Origin of the sequence: Mesonia phycicola (assembly GCF_900141885.1) — a bacterium.
Lineage (GTDB): Bacteria > Bacteroidota > Bacteroidia > Flavobacteriales > Flavobacteriaceae > Mesonia > Mesonia phycicola.
This window is the reverse complement of sequence record NZ_FQYY01000003.1, coordinates 261,519-286,792: the sequence shown is the minus strand read 5'-3', so window position 1 is coordinate 286,792 and position 25,274 is coordinate 261,519. Positions and strand designations below refer to the sequence as shown.

The following is a 25,274-nucleotide window of genomic DNA, read 5'->3' as shown; positions in this document are numbered from 1 at the left end:
ATGGAATTAAAAAAATATTTACCTACCATTATAGATGCTGCTAGAGATGCAGGAATCAAAATCTTAGAAGTTTATAATTCAGACGATTTTGATGTAGAAAAAAAAGGAGACGACAGTCCTCTTACCAAAGCAGATAAATTAGCACATGATGTAATTGAAAAAAAACTTACAGAAGAAACAGAATTTCCTATTTTATCTGAAGAAGGAGCAAATATAGCTTTTGAAGAAAGAAAAAATTGGGAATACTTCTGGATGGTAGATCCGTTAGATGGTACCAAAGAGTTTATCAAACAAAACGGAGAATTTACGGTAAACATAGCTTTAATACACAATAATAAACCTGTTTTAGGGGTTGTTTATGCACCAGTATTAGATAAACTTTATTTTGGAGGAGAAGGTATAGGTGCCTTTATGGGAGAAAACATGGATCCTCAGCACAAATTAGAGCTAATTAAGAATGAAACAGGTAAAGTAAAGATAGTTGCTTCTAGATCTCATTTAAATGAAGATACAGCTAATTATATTGCTCAGTTTAATAATGCAGAAACCGTTTCTATGGGAAGCTCACTTAAATTTATGCTAATAGCAGATAGTGAAGCAGATATTTACCCTCGTTTTGCGCCAACTATGGAGTGGGATACTGCTGCTGCACACGCTGTTTTAAGAGGCTTAGAAATAGAAGTAATTAATATGGAAGACGATAAACCATTGCGTTACAATAAAGAGAATTTATTAAATCCACATTTCTTAGTAAAGAGATAATTGATGTTAAATAAGTTTAAAAAAAGCTTACTAGATAAAGATAAAGGAGAAATTATTAAAAAAGGTTTCTCCTTTTTTACATTCAGTTTTACAGGTTTAGTAGCAGGTTATTTTTATACTTTTTTTATTGCTCAAAAATTTGGAGCAACCGTAAATGGATTAATAGGGCTAAGTTTTTCTATTTTTATGATTTGTTCCATCTTTGGGAAGCTGGGCCTAGATTTAAATATAGTAAAATACTATTCTAATAGTGATAATGTTAAAAATGACACAGGTATATTTTACATATCTCTATTAAAAGCTTCTATTTTTTCTGTGTTTATATCTTTTCTAGTTTATACATTTAGAGAAGAACTGTGCATAAACTTACTAGAGAAGCCTAATCTTGTTCCGTATATTTTCTGGACGTGTTTAGCCATCCCTTTGTGGGTAATTATACTAATATGTGCTAGCTATTTTAGAGCAAGAAAACAAAACAATATATTTAGTTTTTTAAATGCAAGCGGGCGTTTTCTTCTTACACTTATCTTTTTCGAGATATTATCCCTCTATTCTAGTAACGATATAATAACCATTCAAGCACATTTTTATGCTTTATTAGTCTTAGCTATTTTTAGCTTAATTTCTGTAGTAACAAGCATAAAAAAAATCAATTTTAAAACCACGAATAACTCGTGGAGTTTTTTAAGAGCATCTTTCCCTATGATGCTTTCTTCTACAATAATTATTTTATTAGGCTGGATAGATACTTTTATACTTGGTATTTTTGAAGATGAAGCGGTAGTAGGTATTTATACTATAGCACTTAAAATAGCAACTTTAACTAGCTTTTCTTTACAAGCTATTAATTCAATTTTAGCACCAAAAATAGCAAAAGCTTACGATGAGCAAGATTTAGATCTTTTTAAAAGTTTGGTTAAATTTTCTACTAAACTTAATTTCTTTATCACCCTTATTATCGTGACAGGCATAATTATGTTTAGTGAATTTGCCTTAGGTTTATTTGGAGAAGAATTTAAAGAAGGCTCTGTATTATTAATAATACTATGTGTAGGTCAATTTATTAATTCTTTTTCTGGTTCTGTAGGCATTATTTTACAAATGACAGGAAACCAAAAATTTTTCAGAAATATTGTTTTTTTATCCCTAATCTTAAATATACTACTAAACCTAATATTAACCCCTTACTTTAAAGCAGTAGGGGTCGCAATTGCCACAGTTATAAGCATGGCAATGTGGAATATAATTGGCTCTGTCTATTTAAAAAGAAAGCTTAATTTAGTTACCTATTATCAATATAAATAAGTTTTTTTATTGATTTAATATCAATATATATTAAACCCACCTTCTTTAATAAGAATCATCATTATGCCTAATAAACTTCCAAACTTTTTAATTGTAGGGGCAGCAAAATGCGGTACAACTTCGCTGCATAATTACCTTATGCAGCATCCTCAAGTTTTTATGTCTAAGGTAAAAGAGCCAAAATATTTTTCATCACAAGTAGTAGAGTTTCCTTTTAAAGGGTTGGGAGACGATTTGGTAGAAAGTGAATTATATAAAAACTTTTCAGATTATAAAGTGCTTTTTAGTGATAGTAAAGATGAAAAAATTATTGGAGAGTCTTCTGCAGATAATTTATACTATTCTTCTCAAGTAATTCCTCTTATTAAAGAAAAATTGGGAGACGATATTAAAATTATAATTCTTCTACGTAACCCCATACAAAGAGCTTACTCAGCTTATATGCATTTAAAAAGGGATTTAAGAGAAGAAGAAGAAAATTTTCAAGCTGCTTTAGCCTTAGAGCAAGAAAGAATAGCTAATAATTATGAATTTATTTGGCACTACAAAAAGGCGGGCTTATATTCTCAAGATATCATTAATTACCAAAAAGCATTTAAAAATGTAAAAGTTATTTTAAATGATGATTTAAAGAAAGAGCCAGAGCAAGAATTAGAACAAATATGTAATTTTTTAGAAATAGATAAAGATTTTGAATTTAATTTAGAGCAAAACTTTAATAGTTCTGGAGCAATTAAGAATAAATTTTTACAAAAAATTTTAGCCTCTAGGTCGCCTTCAAAAAGAAAATTGGGTAAACTAATTCCTTCTGCAATAAAAGATAAACTTAAATCCAAAAATTTAAAGAAAGTGAAACTATCAGATAATGATAGAAAAACTCTTTCTTTGTACTACAAGGATGAAATACAAAAAATAGAAAAACTCTTAAATAGAGACTTGTCTAACTGGTTAAATTAAAATTATTTGAAGTACGATTATTTAATTGTGGGATCAGGCTTATTTGGTTCTGTATTTGCCCACGAAGCCAAAAAAAGAGGAAAAACGTGTTTGGTGATAGAAAAACGAAACCACGTAGGGGGGAATGTATACTGTGAAAACGTAGATGGGATTAATGTACACAAATATGGAGCTCATATTTTTCATACCAATGACAAAAAAATATGGGACTATGTAAACTCTTTTGTAGAGTTTAATAGATACACAAATTCACCTATTGCAAACTACAAGGGAGAGTTGTATAACCTACCTTTTAATATGAATACGTTTTACCAATTATGGGGTGTAAAAACTCCTGAAGAGGCAAAGCAAAAAATACAAGAGCAGGTAAAAAAATTAAATATTAATAAACCTAAAAATTTAGAAGAGCAGGCTATTTCTTTAGTAGGGGAAGATATTTATAATAAATTAATTAAAGGGTATACAGAAAAACAGTGGGGTAGAAAAGCAACAGAGCTTCCTGCATTTATTATCAATAGATTACCTGTAAGATTCACTTTTGATAATAATTACTTTAATGATAAATACCAAGGTATACCAATAGGTGGTTATAATACACTAATTGATAAATTACTTGAAGGCATTGAAATTAAAACTGACATAGATTATTTTAAAGATCAAGAAAAATGGAATTCATTAGCTGAAAAAGTAGTTTTTACAGGGAAAATAGATGAATTCTACGATTATAAATACGGTAAATTAGAATATAGAAGTTTAAAGTTTGAGCATTCTAGGTTAGAACAAGAAAACTATCAAGGTAACGCAGTTGTAAATTACACAGAGAGAGAAATACCTTACACAAGAATAATAGAACACAAGCATTTTGAGTTTGGTAAGCAATCACACACCGTGATTACCAAAGAGTATCCTCAAGAGTGGAGCTTAGGGAAAGAGCCTTATTACCCTATTAATAATGATAAAAACAAAGAAGTTTACAATAGTTATAAGGCAGAATCTAACAACGAAGAAAAAGTTATTTTTGGTGGTAGGTTAGCAGAGTATAAATATTATGATATGCATCAAGTTATAGCGAGTGCTTTATCTAGAGTAAAAAAGGAATTTAATGATTAAAACAAAAACTTGTGCAATTGTTGTAACCTACAATAGGTTAGTACTTTTAAAAGAAGTAGTAGAAGCTTTATTAAAAGTAGATGACAATTTAGATAAAATTATTGTTATCAATAATGCAAGTACAGACGATACAGAAAATTACCTTAATAACATATCCGTATCTAACTCAAAAGTAGAACAATATTTAATGTCTGAAAACCTAGGAGGTGCAGGTGGTTTTTATACAGGACTAAAATATGCTTTTGAGCAAGGTTACGATTATATGTGGCTGATGGATGATGACTCTATAGTCACTCCATCTAGTCTAGATTATTTAAAAGAAGCTTTTGAGAAAGTAGATAACGTAGGTTATAGTTGTAGTAAAGTAGTATGGACAGACAATAAACCTCACGTAATGAATATTCCTGAGGTTTCTAGTAAAAACGATAATGGAGTAGCTTTTTTTGAAGACAAGGGCTTTATTAACGTTAATTCTTGCTCTTTTGTCTCTATGCTTATTCACAGAGAAACTATAAAAAATGTAGGCTTGCCTTATAAAGACTTCTTTATTTGGGGAGATGACTTAGAGTACAGTAAAAGAATAATTAAACACGGCTATAAAGGTTTGTTTTGTGAAAAATCTTTAGTAATTCATAAAACTGCAGAAAACTATAGTGCAAATATTCAATATTGTAAAAAAACTGAATTTTGGAAGATTGAATATGGTATAAGAAACAGAACTTTTATGTATAAAAGTTTTAAAGATTATAAATATATCGTGCTATATTTTCTATTAAACATTTATAGGTCTTTAAAGAGAAAAAACAATAAATTCAGAGCTTTGTATTTAGTACTTAGTTCTTCATTTAAAGGTTTATTTTTTAAACCTAAAAAACAAATGGTATAAGTTTGGATATTAAAATCTCTAAAATATTAAAATACTTCTTCCTATTATGTTTATTTTTTATTCCGTTTGATGGAGAAGGTATAATAGCTTTGGGTGAGTTTTCATCTGAAGCTTACATTCTTTTTCTTTTAATATTTTTAGGATTATATACTTTAAAGTTTTTTTTAAAACCAATATCTATTCCCTTTAAATCTACAGAGTTTCAATTATTAATACTGTTTATTATTGTATTAATAATTAGCTCTTTAATTAATTTACCTTATATATATCATAGTAAAGTAGGCCCAAAAACAGGTTTTTATAAATTAGCAACCCAGTTTTTAGTTTTACTGTTTTTTGTCTTTCCGGTATTAATTTTTTTCTACAATCTATTTTTAGAACACCAACATAAATTAATATTTTCTATAAGAAAAGTATTTGTGGTAACTCTGTATGTAGTTTTTGCAGTAGGTTTTTTAGAAGTTTTGTACATATTTTATAGAGTACCTGGAACAAAAGATATTTTAAATATTGTAGATGAAATACCCCTTATTAAATTAAACCTAACCCCTTGGGACAAAAGAATTTCTTCTATCACTAGAGAGCCGCCTTCTTTAGGTATGTTTTTAATTACCATATTACCTTGGTTATTGGTATATAAACCTAAACGAAATAAAATATGGCTATATTTTTTACCGTTGGTTTTTATACTTTTTTTATCTTTTTATTCGGGGTCTAGATCTGGTATTTTTATCATCTTTCTGCAATTAATAGCATATTTTATTCTTGTAAATACCAATAAAATCTCAATAACAAAATTTAAAAGGCTATTACAAGTATCTGTAATAGTTATATTAATAATACCGGTAGGTTTATTTAAATTAAAAGATAGTGAGGTTATACAAGATAAAATACAAAGTTTCAGTTTTGTAGAGAATTATAAACAAAATACTTCTAATAAAACAAGACTAGGTACTTATGTAGCTTCTTTAGAAACTATAAAAAATCAGCCAACTTTAGGGGTTGGTTATGGCCAAGCAGGGTTTTATATTTTAGATGATTATCCGTTTTGGTCTTATAATGATAATAGAGAGATAGAGAGATATAGATCTGGAGAAAGGTTTCCTCCTATGTTTAATATCTATTTAAGAGTTTTAGTAGAATCAGGTTTTATCGGTTTTTTTGTTTTTATATTATTTATCACGTTTTTGTTTTACAAAAGCATGCTACAATACTATAATGGTAACTTACAATTTAAAAAGGATAATTTAATAATAATTCTTTCTTTAATAGGTTACTCATTAACCTGGATGCAGTTTGATACTTTTAGAGTATTAGGTTTTTGGGTGTTTTTATCATTCTATTTATACATACAAAATAGAATTAAAAATGAATATTATTAATATAAAATGGCAGTAAAAAAACTATTTACATTATTCAATATTAAAAATGCTTTAGTAGTAATATTTATACTAAGTATTTTTTTTTCTAATGCAATAAATAATATTAGCTTTTTTATTCTTTTAGGGATTTCAATTTTTGAAATAGCAAAGAAGAAAAAAATAGAATTTAATAAACTTTACTTTTTTTTAGTATTTGTATTTCTGTACTTAATCTTAGAAATTGTTCTGTTTGGTGATTTTACAGAAGATTCTCAAATAATATTAAGGTACTTATTACTAGCTGTTTTTCCTCTATTATTTTATGCAGATAAACACTTTTTGAGCTCATTTAAGAAATGTTATTTAATAGCTTACAGTGTTTTTTTAGTGGTAATATTTTATGGGGTAATACTTAATTATATCAATTTTCAAGAATTCAATTTTTATACCACAGGAAAAAATATAAAGAACTTTCTATACATAGAAAGACTTTATTTTGGACTTTCTAGTATGATAGCTGGTGTATTTATTATTGATGTATTTAAAGAAAAAATAAAAATTAAGTATGTTTTACTATCCTTAGTTTTTTTAGCGAATTTTCTTATTTCTTCTAGGTTATCTACACTGTTTCTAATCTTTTTAATTTTTATACAGTGTTTTAAAAACTTTAATTTAAAACTCTCTTACAAAAATATACTTGCATTTATAGGGATATTGGTAATAGGATTTTTCTTTATCTCAAAAAATAAAGGAATAAAAGAGCGACTTTTTTTAAATGTTAGTAATCTTGATGAATTTATTGAAGAAGTAAAAATTAAAGAACCTAGGTTTGCTATATGGCGCTGTGTAGCAAATCTTAAAAATAAAGAAGAATTTAATTCACTTATAGGGTATAAAACAGATCTGCAGATTGAGAATGATTTAATTAAATGTTATTCTGAAACGATTTACATAAAAGATAAAAGAGAATGGTTTGTAAAAAATAAATACAATAGCCACAATCAGTTTTTTTACATTTATTTATTACACGGTGCTATTGCTTTAATACTTTTTATACTATTCCTATTAGTAGCACCATTTATTAACAAATCTTCATCAGTTACTTTTTTTAGCATAATCGTTATTAGTTTCTTGTTTATAGAAAACCCATTTTTTAGGCAAATTGGGGTGTATTTAATAGGGATTTGTTTAAGTTTATTGTGTTATCCAGATAAAAAGAAGAGCTATGTATAACCTAGCAGAAGAGCTAAAAAATAAAAATAAATTATACGATTTATTTTTTATGCTTTTAATTTTTTCTCTCTTTTTCTCTTTCTTTTTACCAAATCTATTTGCTCTAATTTTAGGGGTTTTTGTTTGTATTCTTCCTAAACAGCAATATATCTTTAAATCAAACTTCTTTCTCTTTTTTGTAGCAGCAACTTTAGTAATTATACTAAATAGTTTCTACTACAATAGTATGGTAGATAATTATGATAATATACTAAAACTAGTTTTGGTATTAAGTGTTATGTTTTTAACCTCTTTAACTTCTAATAGAAAAAAAATAGAGAATGCTTTTATTATTATAACTGCTATTATTGTAATAATATCTTGCCTTAAAATATTTTTATATTCTTATGATCACGAAGATTTTATTTTATCTAACGGAAGCATAGTAAGTGAGTTACTAGTGCTAGAAAGACCATATTTTGGACTAGTGGTAACTCTAGCTAATTTTATTTTTTTAAAAAGAGCACACCAAAAAACAAGTGCTGCTTACGATTATTATTTATTATACTTTTTATTTACAGCTTTTAATTTATATATATCAGCTAGGTTAGGTTTTGTGTTAAGTGTAGCTTTATTAGTTATATTTTTCATTAAAAATATAACTAATAGAAAAAGAAATAAAATATTGTTTATACTCGTTTTAGGGTTACTATTTTCTATTCTATTAGGTCTATCTAATAATTTAATTGAGAGAATGAGGTTTACTAATGATTTTTCTTCTTCAGTAAAAATTATGAAAGATTATGAGCCTAGGTACGTTATTTGGCCGTGTGCAGTAAGCATTATTTCTTCTCAAGACTATTCTTTAGTAACAGGTCTAAAAAACTATCAGTATTTAGAAAATAAATTAATTGATTGTTATAAAAAAACGATTGTTAATCCCGATAAAAAACAATTCTTTTTAACTAAAAAATTTAATACTCATAATCAGTTTCTAGATTTTTTATTAGTTGCTGGTTTTATACCGTTTATATTATTGTTAGCTGTTTTTGTTACTGTTTTCATTTCAAAATCAAATTTTGAAATGAAAATTGTGTTTCTTTTATTCTTAGCATTTTTTTTAGTAGAAAACGTGTTATACCGTCAACTAGGCTGTTATCTTTTCGGTATTTTTGCAGTTCTTTACACATCATCAAAAGAGATAAATGAAAAAGCTTAAGATTTTACACATATTACAAGCTGTTGGAGGGGTAGAGGTACATCTAAGGTTGCTTTTGCAAAACTTGAATCCCAATAAGTTTGAATTTGTTATTATTCATGAAGAAAAAGAAAACACCGACCCTTTTGTAGACAAAAATGGTGATGTTGTTAAAACTTATACAACCTCTATTGTTAGAAATATAAATCCGATAAAAGATAGTAATACTTTAATAAAAATAAACTCTATTGTAAAAGCAGAGCAACCAGATTTAATTCACGGTCACAGTGCTAAAGGAGGCATTTTCTCTAAAATAATAGGTGCCAAATTAAAAATACCAACTTTACATACTCCACATGCTTATTCATATTTGAGTGCAGAGAGTAGTTTAAAAAAATCTATATATCTTTTTATAGAAAAACTGTTTGTTCCTTTAAATAATAAAATTTTAGCTTGTTCTGTTTCAGAAAAAAATAGAGCAATAAAAGATGTAGGGTATCCAGAAGACAGAGTGTGCGTTTACAATAACTCTATAAAACCAATAGATCAAATAAAAAAATTATCGTTCCAGCAGTCTTGGCCAGATAATTATATTTGTTCTGTAGGAAGACCATCATATCAAAAAAATATAGAATTGATGGTAGAGGTTATTTCAAAATTAAAAGAAGAAATGCCTCAAATACACTTAGTTTTAATGGGAGTTGGCTTTCATGCACCAAACTTAGAAGCTGTAAAACAACAAATTAAAGAGTATAACTTAGAAAAAAATATAACTCTTTTAGAGTGGACACATAGAGACGATATTTTTAATATAATAAAGAAATCAAAACTTTATATATCTACTGCTAGGTATGAAGGCTTACCATATTCTATTATAGAGAGCTTAGCATTAGCAAAGGCAAGTGTAGTAACAGATGCAGACGGAAATAGGGATTTAATAGAGAACAATCAAAATGGTTTTGTTATTTTTGACCAAAATGTAGAGAGTTTTAAAAACAAGATTCTAAGTTTATTAGAAAACCCTGATTTATTAAAAACTTTTGAAAACAATTCAATAGCAAAGTTTGATAAAAATTTTAATATTGATAATACAATTCAACATCTAGAAGAAATATATTTCACTAATAGAAAAAAATAATAATGGAAATAAAAAATATTTGCTGTATTGGTGCAGGTTACGTAGGAGGGCCAACTATGGCTATAATAGCTCAAAAATGCCCATCTATAAATGTAACTGTAGTAGATATTAACGAAAAACGTATTGCAGCTTGGAATGATGAAGATCTATCTAAATTACCAGTTTATGAGCCAGGTTTAGATAAAGTAGTTGCAGATGCTAGAGGGAGAAACTTATTTTTTTCTACAGAAGTAGATAAAGCAATAGATAAAGCAGACATGGTTTTTATTTCTGTAAATACTCCAACCAAAACCTATGGTAAAGGTAAGGGGATGGCTGCAGATTTAAAGTATATAGAACTTTGTGCAAGGCAAATTGCTCGTGTGGCAACTACAGATAAAATTGTTGTAGAAAAATCTACATTACCCGTAAGAACTGCCTCTGCCATTAAGAGTATTTTAGACAATACAGGAAATGGTAGCAATGCAAAATTTCAAATTCTTTCTAATCCAGAGTTTTTAGCAGAAGGTACTGCAGTAACAGATTTATTAGATCCAGATAGAGTTTTAATTGGTGGAGACACTTCTACAGAAGAAGGGAAAGAAGCAATACAAGCTTTGGTAAGCGTTTATGCTAATTGGGTACCACAAAATCAAATATTAACTACTAATGTTTGGTCTTCAGAGCTATCTAAATTAACCGCAAATGCATTTTTAGCACAAAGAGTTTCTTCTATTAACTCGCTTTCAGAATTATGTGAAAAAACAGAAGCAGATGTAGATGAAGTGGCTCGCGCCATTGGGATGGACTCACGTATAGGCCCTAAATTTTTAAAATCATCTGTAGGTTTTGGAGGTTCTTGTTTTCAAAAAGATATTTTAAACTTAGTATACATTGCTAAATCTTATGGTTTAGTAGAAGTAGCAGACTATTGGGAGCAAGTAATTATTATGAACGATCACCAAAAAAGAAGGTTTGCCCATAATATAATAAGCACTCTTTTTAATACTGTTTCTGGTAAGAAAATAGCATTTTTAGGTTGGGCGTTTAAGAAAGATACTAACGACACTAGAGAATCTGCAGCTATTTATGTGGCAGATGAGCTATTAAACGAGCAATCTAACATTTCTGCTTACGATCCAAAAGTGCAGGCAGAGCAAATGTATGCAGATCTAGATTACTTAAATACACGCTCTTCAGAAGAAAATAGAAATGGTTTAACCGCTTTTGATAATGCTTATGATGCTTGTAAAGATGCGCACGCAATTGCAGTATTAACAGAGTGGGATGAGTTTACCACATACGATTGGCAAAAAATTTATGATGGTATGCAAAAACCAGCATTTTTGTTTGATGGTAGAGATGTTTTAGATACTAAAAAACTAGAAGAAATAGGATTTGTTTGCTATACCATTGGTAAAGGAATGTAATTAATAATAAATGGCTAAAAGAGTTTTAATCACAGGTGCTGCAGGGTTTTTAGGTTCTCACCTCTGTGACAAGTTTATTGCAAATGGTTTCTACGTAATAGGGATGGATAATCTTATTACAGGAGATCTAAAAAATATAGAACATCTTTTTGGCTTAGAGAATTTTGAATTTCACCATCACGATGTTACTAAATTTGTACATATTGGTGGTGATTTAGATTATATATTACACTTTGCATCTCCTGCAAGTCCTATAGATTATTTAAAAATACCTATTCAAACCCTTAAAGTAGGCTCATTAGGTACTCATAATTTATTAGGCTTAGCTAAAGAAAAAGATGCAAGAATACTTATTGCAAGTACTTCTGAAGTTTATGGCGACCCTTTAGTACACCCTCAAAGCGAAGAATATTTTGGCAATGTAAACACTATTAGCCCAAGAGGTGTTTATGATGAGGCTAAACGCTTTCAAGAATCTATTACCATGGCGTATCATCGCTTTCATCGTTTAGAGACTAGAATTGTAAGAATATTTAATACTTATGGTCCTAGAATGCGTTTAAATGACGGAAGAGTAATACCAGCTTTTATTGGTCAAGCACTTAGAGGTGAAAACCTAACTATATTTGGAGACGGTTCTCAAACAAGATCTTTTTGTTATGTAGATGATCAAATAGACGGGATTTATAAATTACTGTTTAGTGATTATACTAACCCAATAAATATTGGTAACCCTCATGAAATTACAATTAAAGAATTTGCGCAAGAAATTGTAAATTTAACGGGAACAAATCAGAAAATGATTTTTAAAGAGCTTCCTCAAGATGACCCTAAACAAAGAAAACCAGATATTACTAAAGCAAAAAACATATTAAATTGGGAGCCTAAGGTTTCTAGAGAAGAGGGTATGAAAAAAACCTATGAGTATTTTAAAGCTTTATCTCCACAAGAACTTGAAAAAAAGGAGCATAAAGATTTTTCTAACCATATTAGAAAATAATTTATGATTGTAAATCAAGGTAGGTATTCTGGTTATCTTAGACCTCTAGCTTATCTTATAGATCTAGCTATTATCTTGCTATTTGCTTTTCAATTTAATTTTGAAGCACTAGACTATTTTAATTATGCAATATTTATTTCTATAGGGTGGTTACTGTTATCTATTAAATCTCAATTTTATGAGATATATAGATTTACCAAAGTCATCAGAATCTTTTCTTTAAGCTTTTTACAAGCTATTCTATTTACGTTATTAGTATTCGCTTTTTTCGGTTTTTTTGAAGATTTAAGTAGGTCTTCTTTTAAAATTATTAAATACTGTATAAAAGTTGTTACCATTATTATGGTATTTAAACTTTCTATATTTTACTTACTAAAAAAATACAGAAAAAATTTAGGAGGTAATTATAGAAAAACCATAATTATAGGTAAAACTCAAAGAACAGAAAAACTTAAAGAGTTTTTTGAAAATAATGAAGAGTATGGTTATCAATGTAAATCTGTTTTTGATTTAAAAGAAGATGAATCTTTAGAAGACTGTTTTGAATTTATACAAAAAGAGAATATAGATGAGATTTACTGCTCTATTACCTCTCTTACTGATGAGCAGATAGAAATTTTAAAAGATTTTGCAGATAATAACTTGAAGGTTTTAAAGTTTTTACCAGATAATAAAGAGATTTATACTCGTAGAATGAAAATGGAGTATTATGGGTATTTGCCTATTCTATCTTTAAGAAATATTCCTATTGAAGATCCTTTAAACCAATTTATAAAAAGAGTTTTTGATGTTGTATTATCATTAATTGTTATTGTAGGTATTCTATCTTGGTTGTCACCAATCTTAGCATTTTTTATACTTTCAGAATCTAAAGGGCCTGTTTTTTTTCGTCAAAAAAGAAATGGTTTAGATTACAAAGAATTTTACTGTTATAAGTATAGGTCTATGAAGGTAAACCCTCAGGCTAACTTGCACCAAGCAACAAAAAATGATGTGAGAATAACCAAAATAGGAAAATTTTTAAGAAAAACAAGTATAGATGAATTACCACAATTTATCAATGTATTACTAGGGGATATGTCTGTTGTAGGGCCTAGGCCGCATATGGTAAGCCATACTCATATGTATGCAGAGCGTATAGATAAATTTATGGTGAGACACTTTGTAAAACCAGGTATAACTGGTTTAGCCCAAACTAGTGGTTATAGAGGTGAAATAGAAACAGAAAATGATATTATTAATAGAGTAAAATATGATATTTTTTATTTAGAAAACTGGTCTATTTTGCTAGATATTAAAATTATATTTCAAACAGTTTTTAATGCAATTAAAGGAGAAGAAAAAGCTTACTAATATTCTAAAAGTACCTTTTTTAAGTCATCTAACTGTTTATCAATATTAAAGTTTTTTAAAGCTGTTGTGCTAATATCTTTTTTCAGATTATTTATTTCAGTTAAATCTAATTTTTTTATCAATTCATTTAAAGCTTCAAAATCTCCTGGCGCAACTACGTAACCCAAGTTATTTGTTTTTATAACATTTTCTCCTTCTCCACCAGCAAAATAAAGTATAGGTAAATGGTTATGTGCCATTTCATAAATTTTAGAAGGGGTAGAGCCATAAATACTTCTTACAAGAGGCACAATGGCTAAGTCAAAGCTATTTAAAAGTTTTAATAGCTCTTCGCGTTGCACTTCACCGTGATAAATTATTTGTTTATCAGAAGATTTTAAATAGGTTTCTAGCTCTTCCTTTTCTGCTCCAGCTCCATAAATATGTAATTCTGCTTTATTTAACTCTATTTCTTTACAAAGCTTAACAATGCCTTGTGCAATACCTAATAAACCTGCATAAATTATTTTTATAGAATCTTCATTTGAGTAATAAGGTTCTTTTTGTTGTATAGGCGGTTGCGGAAAATTACGATACAAAAAAGTACGTTGTTGAGGTATAATAGTGGTGACGCGCTCTAGTATTTCTTTTGATTGGCCTAAAACTAAAGAGGGCTTTTTATAATTATATTTTTCAATTTTTTCTAATAAATCATAAGCTCTACCTTTTTGTATAGCTCCTAACTCATAACCAGCAGAAGGCCACAAATCTGAAACGTTTAAAATTAAGGTTCTTTTTTTACTAGAAAGTATTCTTAATACTGCGTGAGCTATAATTAATGGTGGACTTTGAATTATAACTGTTTTAGCTATTTTAGAAGGTTTAAATAATGCTAAGCACACAAAACTTAGCGAAAAAGAAACCATACCTAATAAACGCTTAAACTTATTAGCAGAATTATTAGCATATACCCATAATCTTCGCACATTAATCCCATAATAATTTTCAGTAACAGAAATTTTTCCTTGGTAACCTTCAAAAATTTTACCTTTTGGGTAATTAGGTAATGGGCAAATAACAGATACCTCAAAGCCTCTTTCTTTTAATCCTAAAACTAATTTTGATATTCTGTTAGAAGCGGCTCCCGTTTCTGGTGGGAAATAATTAGAAATAATGGTTATTTTTTTCATACTAAAGATTCAAACTGCTTTAATTTTCCACTTTTTTTGCGTTCTAATACATCAACTCGGTTTAGTTGAAGCTCAAGTCCTTTTTCAAGATATTTCTCTATAGCGTTTATCATATCTCTTTTTTTAAGGTCGCTTATTTTTTCTGAAGAAACATAAGTCACCACAAATGTATTGGGTTTTGTTTGTTTAATTACAAACTCTTTTACATCTCCGCTGTCTTCTATAATACTTTTTGTAACATAGTAAAAGGTAAGTCCAGGTACAACTTTTCCGCTAGGTAGTGTGGCAACATCATTGGTTCTCCCTGTTAATTTTTGAAGTATTTGGTGTTTAGCAGAGCTTTTTTCGCTAATCACTCCAACGTCTCCTAACTCATAACGTATAAAAGGGTGTGCTTTATTAAATAACGAAGTAACTATTAACTTTCCTTCTCTTCCGTATGGCAATACTTTATTATTTTCATCTACTACTTCTACAAATAAAGTCTCGCTATTAAGTACCCATTTATCTTGTTTATTTTGAAAAGCAATTAAATCTAACTCACTTGCACCATATTCATTTACCACAGGCACACCTAATTGTTTTTCTAATAACTTTTTAGTCTCAGGAAAAAGCATTTCACTTGTAACAATGCATACTTTTAAAGTGGAGCAAACTTCTTTTAAAACTATATTTTTATTTTGTAAGTATTTAGCAAATAATTCAATAGAGCTAGTGTAGCCATTTATATAATCAAACTTTTTAGTGTAAAATTCTGCCAAAAAAGTTTCTAATTTATCATCACTTAAATTAAATATAGGGAACCTATACCTAGTAGCGAGTTTATCTTTAAGGCGTTCTTTATAATAGCCTATTTTATCTAGTGGTATACCGTAAAATCTAGCCTGGTAAGAAGAGTTAAAATCTAGACCAAACCAACCAAACCTATTAAAAATAACACTCCAAGTAAGCGCATGAGAAAATTTATCTTTAGCAAAAACAAAAGGATGACCGCTAGAACCAGAGGTTTTATTTATATATACATTTTTAAGAGTAAAGCCTTCACTTAATCTGTCTTTTAACGGTTGCTGAAGATCTTTTTTAGTTAATATTGGTAAATCTTCCCATTTATCTATAGGTTTATTTCCTAGAAGATTTTTATAAAAAGAATTGTGTTGCAGGTGATAGCTTACAATTTCTTTCTTTTTTAATTCAATATAGTTGGCATATTCAGCTTCTGGAATGTCCTGAATTTTTTGCAATTCAGATTTAGCACCCTCAATAGGGAAGCCTTTTAGTTTTAATGTAAGATCAAACCAATTCAACCGTGTAATTTTTATAAAAATATTAGGGCGTCAATTTACAAACATTTATTTTTGGAGCTCCTAATAAAAATTTAAAAAATGAATATTCTTGTCTTAGGCTCTGGTGGTAGAGAACATACTTTCGCTTATAAATTAGCTCAAAGTAAAAAATGTAATAAGCTTTATGTTGCTCCTGGTAATGCAGGGACCTCTCAAATTGCTGAAAATATAGATTTAAAAGTAACAGACTTTGAAGCTATAAAGAAAACAGTATTAGCAAAAGACATAGAAATGGTAATTGTAGGTCCTGAAGACCCATTGGTAGAAGGTATTTACGATTATTTTCAGGCAGATCAAGAATTACAATCTGTAAAACTTATAGGTCCTTCAAAAAGAGGTGCTTTATTAGAGGGTAGTAAAGAGCGTGCTAAAGAGTTTATGGCAATGCATAAAATACCAACTGCTGCTTATGAGAGTTTTACGGTAGAAAGTCTAGAAGCTGGTAAAAAGTTTTTAGAAACTTTAAAAGCACCTTATGTATTAAAAGCAGACGGGTTAGCTGCCGGTAAAGGAGTTTTAATTTTAGAAAACTTAGACGAAGCTAAAGCAGAACTAGAAAATATGCTTAGTAATCAAAAATTTGGAGCTGCTAGTGAAACCGTAGTGATTGAAGAATTTTTAGACGGAATTGAGTTAAGTGTTTTTGTGCTTACAGATGGTAAAAACTACAAAGTATTACCTACCGCAAAAGATTACAAACGTATTGGAGAAGGAGATACAGGATTAAATACTGGCGGAATGGGAGCTATTTCTCCTGTACCTTTTGCAGATGAGGTATTAATGCAAAAAATAGAAGAGCGTATTGTAAAACCTACGGTAGAAGGTTTACAAAAAGAAGAAATAGATTATAAAGGTTTTGTATTTATAGGTTTAATTAAAGTAGGTGACGAGCCTTATGTTATAGAATATAATGTAAGAATGGGAGATCCAGAAACAGAAGTAGTTTTACCAAGAATAACCTCTGATTTAGTAGAAGTTTTCGATAAAGTTGCTGAAGGAAAATTAAATGAAATAAACCTAGAAATAGATAAACGCTCTGCAACTACCGTAATGACAGTTTCTGGAGGTTACCCTGAAGCTTATGAAAAAGGAAAGGAAATTACAGGAATAGAAACTATTGAAGATTCTATTGTATTTCACGCAGGAACAAAATTAGAAAACAACAAAGTTGTTACTAATGGTGGTCGTGTTATAGCTATTACCTCTTTTGGAGAAGATTTTAATGAAGCACTAAAAAAATCTTATCAAAATGTAGAAAAATTACATTTTGATAAGATGTATTATCGTAAAGACTTAGGAAAAGACCTGAATTAAATTTCAGGGTTTTTTCCTAAAAATCCGTGTGCTTTCGCATCTCTGTTTTCTGTGCCTTCTTCGTTAAATTTCTTTAGTTGTATCATCCAATAGATAAATGCAACAGAAGCAATTAACATAAATACCCAGTTTAAGGCATTAGCAGCAAACCAATTTTCTAACTCTAAGCTTCTTAAAGCATTAAGAGGTATGAATAAAACATCTTCAAAGAGAGATTGTATAAGTTCTAAAAAGTCTTTCATTAGAGTGAACTTTAATATATTTAGATTACAAAAGTAAAAAATTAGTCAATGCTAGCAAGCTTTTTTAAGAAATCTAAACCTATCAATTTTGTTTTGGTAGGGCTTTTTATGTCTTTATTTTTTCTTGCAGCTAATATTTTTGTAGAAAAAGTTGAGTTTTCACTTTTTTATTTCTTGTCAAAAATAGGGCTTTTATTGGCTTATCTTTTTTTAATGATGCTTATCAATTTTATTGTTAAACGCAATGAGGTTACTAAGCGCAACACTTTTACCATATTTTTATTTGCTGTTTTTACAGTACTTTTTTTTCCTGTTTTACAAGCAGATGAAGTTATTATTTCTAGCTTATGTGTATTGTTGGCTTTAAGAAGATTAGTGAGTTTACGATCTGAAATTTTTATAAAAAGAAAAATTTTTGACACTTCATTTTGGGTAGCAGTTGCTTTTTTATGCTACCCAGAAAGTGTTTTATTTGTTTTATTGCCATTTATAGGCGTGCTTATGTATGCAAGAGATGATTTTAAAAATTGGTTAATTCCCTTTTTTGCAATTATTAGTGTTTTTGCATTTAAAACTGCTTTTAACCTTCTTTTTTATAATCAATTCTTTAATCCCTTTGCATACCTTGTAACACCTTCTTTAGACTTAAATGCTTATAGAGAATTTTCTATTTTATTTCCGTTAAGTGTGTTAATAGTATTTGCAGTTTGGGTATTGTTTGTTTATTTCAAAACTATTCCAAAAGTAAGTAGAGCAATAAAATCTACTTTATACATTGTTTTGGTAACACTTATTATCTCCATCTTTGTGGTGATTTTTGATCCAAATAAAAATGGAGCAGAGCTATTATTTTTTATTCTTCCCGTATGTATTATTGGCGCTAATTATTTTGAGCAGAATGGTAAAGATATCTTTAAAGAAATTTTATTAATATCTTTATTGGTATTAACCTTTATCGTTCCGTTTATAGCTTAGTGAGTTTAGATCTAAATTATATTGAATATCAATTACAACAACGTTTAGCTTACCCATATCAATGGGGCAAAAAGCAAAATGATGAGTGGGATGCTTACACCAATTTTATTTATAGGTTTTCAGATTGGGAAGCCGTGGTTGTAGCAATGAAAGCTACCGTAGATGCTTATAATCTAGGTAAAAGAGAACTTTTCAATTATGCTGCTAATCGCTGGTTTAACTTTTGGAGTGCCATGGCGGTAGAGCAAATTTTTACAGAAATAGAAGGCGTAACACCATCTCTAAACCACAAAGACCGGTTGGTAGATTTTAATTTACGCGGAATAGATTTTGACCATAAAACTTCGGTTTTTCCTAAAGGTTTTAAACAAACCCTGTACTACTCAAAAAAGCATCACGAAGAATTATTATATTGGTTTTACAAATACCAAAGCCAACAACAACGACAACATTTTGAAAATAGACTATTTGTGGTAACCTATGCTGAAGATGGCGAACATTGGAAATTAAAGGCAGAAATTAGCCTTTTAAAACAATGCATTCAAAAATATGTTTCTACCTTTGACGCTTCAAAATTAATAAAGCTTCAATTTAAAGAAAAAGAAGCTTTTTCAGATATAATTTGGGTGGTTAAATGAATTACATAGGCTCTAAAAACAAACTTTCTTCTTGGATTGTAGAAGAGGTAGAAAATGCAGTTGCAACACCACTTTTTCAACTTACTTTTTGTGATCTATTTGCAGGAACAGGCATTGTAGGCAGAACATTTAAACCATTGGTAAAAAAAGTTTTTGCTAACGATGTAGAGTTTTACAGTTTTGTTTTATTGAAGAATTACATTGAAAATCATCAAGAAATTTCTTCCGTAGAAAAGTATATTACCGCATTAAATAACCTAGCAGGAAAAAAAGGATTTATTGCTGAAGAATATGGCGAAAACGGTAAAGCTGAACGCTTATTTTTTTCAGAAGAAAATGCCAAAAAAATAGATGCTTGTCGCCAACAAATAGAATGTTGGAAGACTTCTGAAGAAATTTCAGAAGAGCTGTATTATTTCTTACTAGCTTCTCTACTAGAAAGTGCAGATAAAGTAGCCAATACCGCTTCAGTTTACGGAGCATTTCTAAAGAAAATAAAAACTTCTGCAGCAAAACCATTGGTTATTCAGCCGGCAGAATTTATAAAGACGAGTCAGCAAAATCAGGTTTTTCAAGAAGACGCCAATCAACTTATTCAGCAAATAGAAGGAGATATTTTATATTTAGACCCCCCATATAATGCGCGCCAATACGGAGCAAATTATCATTTGCTTACCACTATCGCAAAATATGATACCTTTGCACCCAAGGGTAAAACCGGATTGCGCGAGTATTACCGCTCTAACTATTGCAAAAAGAGAGAAGTAGCTGCCGAGTTTGAAGATTTAATTAAGCAGGCAAAATTTTCTTATATCTTTTTGAGTTACAATAATGAAGGTTTAATGCCACCAGAACAAATAAAGGCAATTATGAGTAAGTACGGTAAGTATAGTTTGGCTACCAAAAACTACCAACGTTTTAAGGCCGATAAAACAGAAAACCGTAACCATAAAGCCAACCAAACTATAGAATATTTACACATTTTAGAAAAATAAATAATATGTTTTCAGATAAAGCGAACAAAATATTTCAAGAAGTAATAGAAAAATACCACGTAGTTAATACGGTAGATCAACCGTTTGAAAATCCATACTCAAAAGAAACGGATCTTTTAGAACATTTACTTTACAGAAAATGCTGGATAGATACGGTACAATGGCATTATGAAGATATTATTCGCGATCCAGAAATTGATCCTGTTTCGGCTTTAAAATTAAAACGTCAAATCGATGCTTCTAACCAAGATCGTACCGATATGGTAGAATATATCGATAGCTATTTTCTTGAAAAATATAAAGAAGTCACGCCAAAAGAAACAGCAACTATTAATACCGAAAGCCCTGCTTGGGGTGTAGATAGACTTTCTATTCTTGCGTTAAAAATTTACCATATGAATGAAGAGGCAACACGAGAAGATGCCTCACAAGAGCACCAAATGGCTTGTAAAGCAAAGTTAGAGGTGTTGTTAGAGCAACGTGTAGATTTATCTACCGCTATTAATCAGTTATTGCAAGATATTGAAAATGGCGACAAATACATGAAAGTCTATAAGCAGATGAAAATGTATAATGATGATGAGCTAAACCCGGTATTAAGAGGGAAAAAATAATTTTCGTCATTCTGTGTTTGACACAGAATCTCATTTTGTTTTGAAAAAGTTAAGTTGAAAATGGGAGATATTTCAAAAAATAGAGTCGCTTCTTCTTTGCAAGACAGTAAAGAAGAAGCTTCTTTTCATTTATTAGTTATTCGGTTTTCTGCAATGGGTGATGTTGCCATGACGGTGCCTGTGTTGCAACGTTTGGTAAAAACTTATCCCAATTTAAAAGTTACCGTACTTACCAAACCCTTTTTTCAACCAATTTTTGAAGAAATACCTGGCGTTAATATTGTTACTGCAGATGTAAACCAAAAGTATAAAGGCATTTTTGGTTTATTTGAATTGGCAAAAGAGTTAAAAAATCTTCAAATAGATGCCGTTGCCGATTTGCACAATGTACTGCGAACTAAAATTTTGCGTTTTTTCTTTTTTTTCTTCGGAATAAAATCTGCTGTGATTAATAAAGGTAGAGCAGAGAAGAAAGAGCTTACCAGGCTTGAACCAAAAACCATTAAGCCACTTAAAAGTACACACCAACGTTACGCCGATGTTTTTGCAGAGTTAAATTTCCCGGTAGATTTAAACCAATCTGTTGTAATTAATAAACATCCGCTTCCGCAGGTAATTAAAGAAAAGCTTAAGCAACCCAGAAAATGGATTGGTATTGCGCCTTTTGCTGCGCACGAGCCAAAAATGTATCCGCTTGACCAAATGGAAAAGGTGATTGCAGCGTTAGATGAAACGAATCTATACGATATTTTACTTTTTGGTGGCGGCAAAAAAGAAAAACAACAACTAGAAAAGTTAGCTGCTAGTTATAAAAATGTTTTTAGTGTGGTTGGAAAACTCAGCTTTAAAGAAGAGCTACAAACCGTTTCTAATCTAGACCTTATGCTTTCGATGGATAGCGGTAACGGACATTTAGCAGCTTTGTTTAATATACCTGTAATTACTATTTGGGGAGCAACGCATCCGTTTGCTGGTTTTGCACCATTTCAGCAAAAAGCTGAACAACAAATTTTACCAGATTTAAAAAAATATCCGTTATTACCAACTTCTATTTACGGGAATAAACAAATAGAAGGTTATGATGAGGTGATGCATTCTATCTCTGTAGAGCAAATACTTCACGCAATAATTCAAACGGTATAAAAAAATCCTTACCATAAAATGATTGAAAAAGTAATAATTTTGTTAGCAGCTATCGCTATAGTTGTTAGTTCTATTTATGACAACAGAAAAATTTATAAAGAATCTAACCGTAAAGATTTTAAAAATATTAGCAATCGTAATATATTAAGAGTTATTCTTTTAGCTATTGCAGCAGTGTGCTCAATTTTGCTTTAGTGAATGAATCGATATTTGTAAATAAAAAACCCTCTTTTAAAAAATTGAAAGAGGGTTTTTTATTTAGTAATTATAATGAGTTTTACACATCATCAAAATCTATTTTAATAGTTGGAGTAGTGGCGTAAGCTTGGCAAGTTAGAGTTAAACCTTCTTCAATCTCATCGTCTGTCAAGATTTGATTTTTTGCCATCTCTGCTTTTCCTTCTGTAATTCTGGCAATACAAGAACTACAAATACCACCTTGGCAAGAATACGGAGCGTCTAAATCTTCGTCTAAAACTGCATCTAGAATATTCTTCTTTTGGTCCATGATAAAGGTTTTTTCTTCATCATCTACAATTACGGTAATTTGCGTTTTTCCGTCTAGGTTAGCTTCAACTTCACCTTCATCACTAGAGCTAAACAATTCAAAATGAATATTTTCTTTAGCAAAATTATTTTCAGCTAAAACCTCAGAAACTAAATTAATCATCTCTTCTGGTCCGCATAAGTAAACGTCGTTAAATTGATGCCCTTTAAACTTATTTTTCATTACAAAGTTTACGGTGCTTTTTTCAATTCTTCCGAAGAAAGAATTTTCGTCTTTTGCACGACTATACACAAACTCTACAAAAAAACGATTAGCATAAGTAGCTTGTAACTCTAAAAGCTCTTTAAAAAAGATAGTTTCTTCTGGAGTTCTGTTACCGTAAACTAATACAAATTTACTGTGCTCATCGTTAGTTAAAGCAGTTTTTATAATAGACATAATTGGGGTAATACCACTACCAGCAGCAAAAGCAGCATATGTATGATGGGTTTTACTTGGGTTGGCTTCAAATACAAACTTGCCCTCTGGCGGAAAAACATCTAAACTTTCTCCTACTTGCAATTGGTTATTGGCAAAGGCAGAAAATCTACCTCCTTCAACCTCTTTAACAGTAACTTTTAATTCTTCACTTTGTGGGGTAGAACATAAAGAGTAAGAACGTCTTAACTCTTCTCCGTTTAGTTCTTTTTTTATGGTAATATATTGACCTGCCGTAAACTTAAAAACAGGCTTTAAATCGTTAGGAACATCAAAAACAATACTTACTGCTTTTGGTGTTTCTCTAATAATTTCTTTTATGCTTAAGGAATGAAAGTTCTTCATTTAAAAAAATTTTCAGCAAAAATACAAAGTCACTCGCTTTTATAAACAATTTAAAGAAAAATATAATACCTAAGTTTTTTATGCATAAGAAAATTATGTATGTTTGAGTTGAATTTAAATTGAAAAGATGTCTAATTCTAAATTATATAAAGGAAGCCTTTCTACCATTATTTTGAAGCTGTTAGCAGAAAATAACAAAATGTATGGTTATGAGATTACCCAAAAAGTAAAAGAGCTTACGCAAGGTGAATTAAATATTACCGAAGGCGCACTTTACCCTGCACTACATAAGTTAGAAGCCGAAGGATTTTTAGAGGTAGAAATGCAACGCGTAGATAACCGATTAAGAAAATACTATAAACTCACACAAGCCGGAACCAAAGAAAAAGTAAGCCGAATTGAAGAGTTAGAACGTTTTATTGAAACCATACAAGGTATTGTGAACCCAAAACCAAGTTTAGGATGAAACAGCAATTAACCAAAGAAGAGATACAATTTATAGATACTTATTTGAAAAAATCTGGAGTTGAATTTATTGATGTCAGAATTGAGATGATAGATCACGTAGCTTCTGAAATAGAAAATAGACTAGAAGAGAATTCTACTTCAAGTTTTTACGATGAATTTAAACTGTATATGATTCAGCATAAAAAATCTTTACTGAAAAATATAAATAAGTATCGATTTACTCTTTGCAGTAAAATTTTGAAACAGTTTATTAAAAATTTATTTGAGAATACAGTTTTAATCTGCTTTACATTGTTAATTATAAAGGGGTTAGTTTTAAATAGTATAATAGCCATTTCAATTGAAGATTTAAAACTGTATTTTATTTTTATTTTGGGATCAAGTATTTTTTTAAGCACTTTGTTTCCTTTAATTTGGTTTAGAAATCAGCAAATATCTGTCATGAAACTTGCTGCTGTTGTATGTTACTTTATCAACTATGTATTATTTAGACTGATTGCGACATTAGTAGATACCAATTTTATTTATTACTCTATTTTTATTTTACTAATAAGTTGGGTTAACATCAGTTTTGTTTATACCCAAGTAGAATACGTAAAGTTGTATAAGAATAAATTTCAACTTTCATGAAAAATCTTTCAGTTGAACAAATAGAGCGTTTATACGAGTTTACGCGCCAACATTATGTTGAATATTACGACGTGCAAACCGAATTGGTAGATCATTTAGCTTCTGCTATTGAAAAACATTGGCAAGAAGATCCTGATCAAGATTTTGAAACATTGTTACAAAAAGAATTCAAGAAATTCGGAATTTTTGGATTTACAGATGTGGTAGCAGAGCGCGAACAAGCCATGCAAAAGCGCTATTTTCAACTGGTAAAAAAAGAAGCGTTGGAGTTTTTAAAACTTCCGAAGGTATTTATCGTAGCTTTTCTAGTTTGGTTGTTTTCTTTTTTACTGCTTCAAAAAGAAATAGGGTTTGTTATTGTAGGTAGTATTCTTGTGCTAGAAATAATCTATGTTTTTTATTCACTTATTAAATTTCATAAAGCTTCAGCACACAAGAAGAAAGAAAGAGGAGGTAAAACGTATCTTTTAGAAAAAATGTTTATGAATATGGGAAGAGGTGTTGGAGGTTTTGTTATTTCACCTTGGCAATGGTATTGGGTGGCAGAAAAAACGCTGCCATACCAATATTTTGCAGTTGTTTTTGCGTTACTCATCACCTTCAGCTTCATTTTACATTATATTGTCTTTAAAATTTTGCCAGCAAAAAAAGAAGAGATTTTGTTAAAAGCTTACCCAGAAATGAAATTAGAAAAAGTGTAACAATTATATCTACCTGTATAC

Annotated in this window: 26 protein-coding genes; 22 read left to right on the top strand and 4 right to left on the bottom strand. The window is 29.7% G+C overall.

Features of this window, described 5'->3' with window-relative positions; all coding sequences use genetic code 11:
- The 12 genes from cysQ to BUC03_RS05850 all read left to right on the top strand — a co-directional run bounded on the left by cysQ (position 1) and on the right by BUC03_RS05850 (position 13,691).
- The gene (gene cysQ / locus BUC03_RS05905) at positions 1–762 is read left to right on the top strand and encodes a 3'(2'),5'-bisphosphate nucleotidase CysQ (protein WP_073149239.1); all 762 of its coding nucleotides are present in this window, start codon (positions 1–3) and stop codon (positions 760–762) included.
- Between the two features lie 3 nt (positions 763–765).
- Positions 766–2,067 (top strand): oligosaccharide flippase family protein, encoded by a 1,302-nt coding sequence (locus BUC03_RS05900; RefSeq protein ID WP_073149237.1) that lies wholly within the window; start codon positions 766–768, stop codon positions 2,065–2,067.
- A 63-nt stretch (positions 2,068–2,130) separates the two neighbouring features.
- On the top strand, positions 2,131–3,024 hold the full coding sequence (locus BUC03_RS05895; protein ID WP_073149235.1) for a sulfotransferase family protein: 894 nt from the start codon (positions 2,131–2,133) through the stop codon (positions 3,022–3,024).
- A 6-nt stretch (positions 3,025–3,030) separates the two neighbouring features.
- On the top strand, positions 3,031–4,134 hold the full coding sequence (glf, locus tag BUC03_RS05890; RefSeq protein WP_073149233.1) for a UDP-galactopyranose mutase: 1,104 nt from the start codon (positions 3,031–3,033) through the stop codon (positions 4,132–4,134).
- Positions 4,127–5,020: a glycosyltransferase family 2 protein gene (locus BUC03_RS05885; RefSeq protein WP_073149231.1), complete on the top strand. Its 894-nt coding sequence runs from the start codon at positions 4,127–4,129 to the stop codon at positions 5,018–5,020. Before glf ends, BUC03_RS05885 begins: the two co-directional genes overlap by 8 nt.
- Before the next feature lie 2 nt (positions 5,021–5,022).
- The gene (locus BUC03_RS05880; protein ID WP_073149229.1) at positions 5,023–6,402 is read left to right on the top strand and encodes an O-antigen ligase family protein; all 1,380 of its coding nucleotides are present in this window, start codon (positions 5,023–5,025) and stop codon (positions 6,400–6,402) included.
- Positions 6,403–6,408: 6 nt separating this feature from the next.
- Positions 6,409–7,614 (top strand): hypothetical protein, encoded by a 1,206-nt coding sequence (locus BUC03_RS05875; RefSeq protein WP_073149227.1) that lies wholly within the window; start codon positions 6,409–6,411, stop codon positions 7,612–7,614.
- Positions 7,607–8,812, top strand: a complete 1,206-nt coding sequence (locus BUC03_RS05870; RefSeq protein ID WP_073149225.1) for an O-antigen ligase family protein — start codon at positions 7,607–7,609, stop codon at positions 8,810–8,812. The genes BUC03_RS05875 and BUC03_RS05870 overlap by 8 nt, the downstream gene beginning before the upstream one ends.
- Positions 8,799–9,929, top strand: a complete 1,131-nt coding sequence (locus BUC03_RS05865; protein WP_073149223.1) for a glycosyltransferase — start codon at positions 8,799–8,801, stop codon at positions 9,927–9,929. The genes BUC03_RS05870 and BUC03_RS05865 overlap by 14 nt, the downstream gene beginning before the upstream one ends.
- 2 nt (positions 9,930–9,931) lie before the next feature.
- Positions 9,932–11,338 (top strand): UDP-glucose 6-dehydrogenase, encoded by a 1,407-nt coding sequence (locus BUC03_RS05860; protein ID WP_073149221.1) that lies wholly within the window; start codon positions 9,932–9,934, stop codon positions 11,336–11,338.
- A gap of 10 nt (positions 11,339–11,348) precedes the next feature.
- Entirely contained in the window at positions 11,349–12,338 is a 990-nt protein-coding gene (locus BUC03_RS05855; protein ID WP_073149219.1) for a UDP-glucuronic acid decarboxylase family protein, read from the top strand.
- A gap of 3 nt (positions 12,339–12,341) precedes the next feature.
- Positions 12,342–13,691, top strand: a complete 1,350-nt coding sequence (locus BUC03_RS05850) for an undecaprenyl-phosphate glucose phosphotransferase (RefSeq protein WP_073149217.1) — start codon at positions 12,342–12,344, stop codon at positions 13,689–13,691.
- Here the strand turns inward: BUC03_RS05850 and BUC03_RS05845 are convergent.
- The gene (locus BUC03_RS05845) at positions 13,688–14,860 is read right to left on the bottom strand and encodes a glycosyltransferase family 4 protein (RefSeq protein ID WP_073149215.1); all 1,173 of its coding nucleotides are present in this window, start codon (positions 14,858–14,860) and stop codon (positions 13,688–13,690) included. The genes BUC03_RS05850 and BUC03_RS05845 overlap by 4 nt on opposite strands.
- The gene (locus BUC03_RS05840; RefSeq protein ID WP_073149213.1) at positions 14,857–16,164 is read right to left on the bottom strand and encodes a phenylacetate--CoA ligase family protein; all 1,308 of its coding nucleotides are present in this window, start codon (positions 16,162–16,164) and stop codon (positions 14,857–14,859) included. Before BUC03_RS05840 ends, BUC03_RS05845 begins: the two co-directional genes overlap by 4 nt.
- A 78-nt stretch (positions 16,165–16,242) precedes the next feature.
- On the opposite strand from BUC03_RS05840, the gene purD reads away from it, so the two are divergent.
- Positions 16,243–17,517, top strand: coding sequence for a phosphoribosylamine--glycine ligase (gene purD, locus BUC03_RS05835; protein WP_073149211.1), 1,275 nt, complete (start codon positions 16,243–16,245; stop codon positions 17,515–17,517).
- Here the strand turns inward: purD and BUC03_RS05830 are convergent.
- Positions 17,514–17,759: a DUF6341 family protein gene (locus BUC03_RS05830; RefSeq protein WP_073149209.1), complete on the bottom strand. Its 246-nt coding sequence runs from the start codon at positions 17,757–17,759 to the stop codon at positions 17,514–17,516. The two genes, purD and BUC03_RS05830, sit on opposite strands and share 4 nt — an antisense overlap.
- 48 nt (positions 17,760–17,807) lie before the next feature.
- Between BUC03_RS05830 and BUC03_RS05825 the strand changes: the two genes are divergently transcribed.
- From BUC03_RS05825 to BUC03_RS15165, 6 genes are read left to right on the top strand one after another with little or no spacing between them, the layout of a single operon-like run.
- Positions 17,808–18,734: a DUF6427 family protein gene (locus BUC03_RS05825; RefSeq protein WP_073149207.1), complete on the top strand. Its 927-nt coding sequence runs from the start codon at positions 17,808–17,810 to the stop codon at positions 18,732–18,734.
- A complete protein-coding gene (locus BUC03_RS05820) occupies positions 18,734–19,372 on the top strand; it encodes a hypothetical protein (protein ID WP_234971602.1) in 639 nt (212 codons plus the stop codon). Before BUC03_RS05825 ends, BUC03_RS05820 begins: the two co-directional genes overlap by 1 nt.
- The gene (locus BUC03_RS05815) at positions 19,369–20,367 is read left to right on the top strand and encodes a DNA adenine methylase (RefSeq protein ID WP_073149203.1); all 999 of its coding nucleotides are present in this window, start codon (positions 19,369–19,371) and stop codon (positions 20,365–20,367) included. Before BUC03_RS05820 ends, BUC03_RS05815 begins: the two co-directional genes overlap by 4 nt.
- Positions 20,368–20,372: 5 nt before the next feature.
- Entirely contained in the window at positions 20,373–20,981 is a 609-nt protein-coding gene (locus tag BUC03_RS05810; protein ID WP_073149201.1) for a DUF4254 domain-containing protein, read from the top strand.
- Positions 20,982–21,041: 60 nt separating this feature from the next.
- Positions 21,042–22,124, top strand: coding sequence for a glycosyltransferase family 9 protein (locus BUC03_RS05805; protein WP_084112822.1), 1,083 nt, complete (start codon positions 21,042–21,044; stop codon positions 22,122–22,124).
- Positions 22,125–22,142: 18 nt separating this feature from the next.
- Positions 22,143–22,319, top strand: coding sequence for a hypothetical protein (locus BUC03_RS15165; protein WP_159432700.1), 177 nt, complete (start codon positions 22,143–22,145; stop codon positions 22,317–22,319).
- Positions 22,320–22,401: 82 nt separating this feature from the next.
- On the opposite strand, the gene BUC03_RS05800 is transcribed toward BUC03_RS15165, so the two are convergent.
- Complete coding sequence (locus BUC03_RS05800) at positions 22,402–23,454, bottom strand: ferredoxin--NADP reductase (RefSeq protein WP_073149199.1); 1,053 nt, start codon at positions 23,452–23,454, stop codon at positions 22,402–22,404.
- Between the two features lie 127 nt (positions 23,455–23,581).
- On the opposite strand from BUC03_RS05800, the gene BUC03_RS05795 reads away from it, so the two are divergent.
- The 3 genes from BUC03_RS05795 to BUC03_RS05785 are packed head-to-tail and all read left to right on the top strand — an operon-like array spanning position 23,582 to position 25,253.
- The gene (locus BUC03_RS05795; protein ID WP_073149197.1) at positions 23,582–23,920 is read left to right on the top strand and encodes a PadR family transcriptional regulator; all 339 of its coding nucleotides are present in this window, start codon (positions 23,582–23,584) and stop codon (positions 23,918–23,920) included.
- On the top strand, positions 23,917–24,552 hold the full coding sequence (locus BUC03_RS05790; protein ID WP_073149195.1) for a hypothetical protein: 636 nt from the start codon (positions 23,917–23,919) through the stop codon (positions 24,550–24,552). The genes BUC03_RS05795 and BUC03_RS05790 overlap by 4 nt, the downstream gene beginning before the upstream one ends.
- A complete protein-coding gene (locus tag BUC03_RS05785) occupies positions 24,549–25,253 on the top strand; it encodes a hypothetical protein (RefSeq protein WP_073149193.1) in 705 nt (234 codons plus the stop codon). Before BUC03_RS05790 ends, BUC03_RS05785 begins: the two co-directional genes overlap by 4 nt.
- The last annotated feature ends 21 nt before the right edge of the window (positions 25,254–25,274 follow it).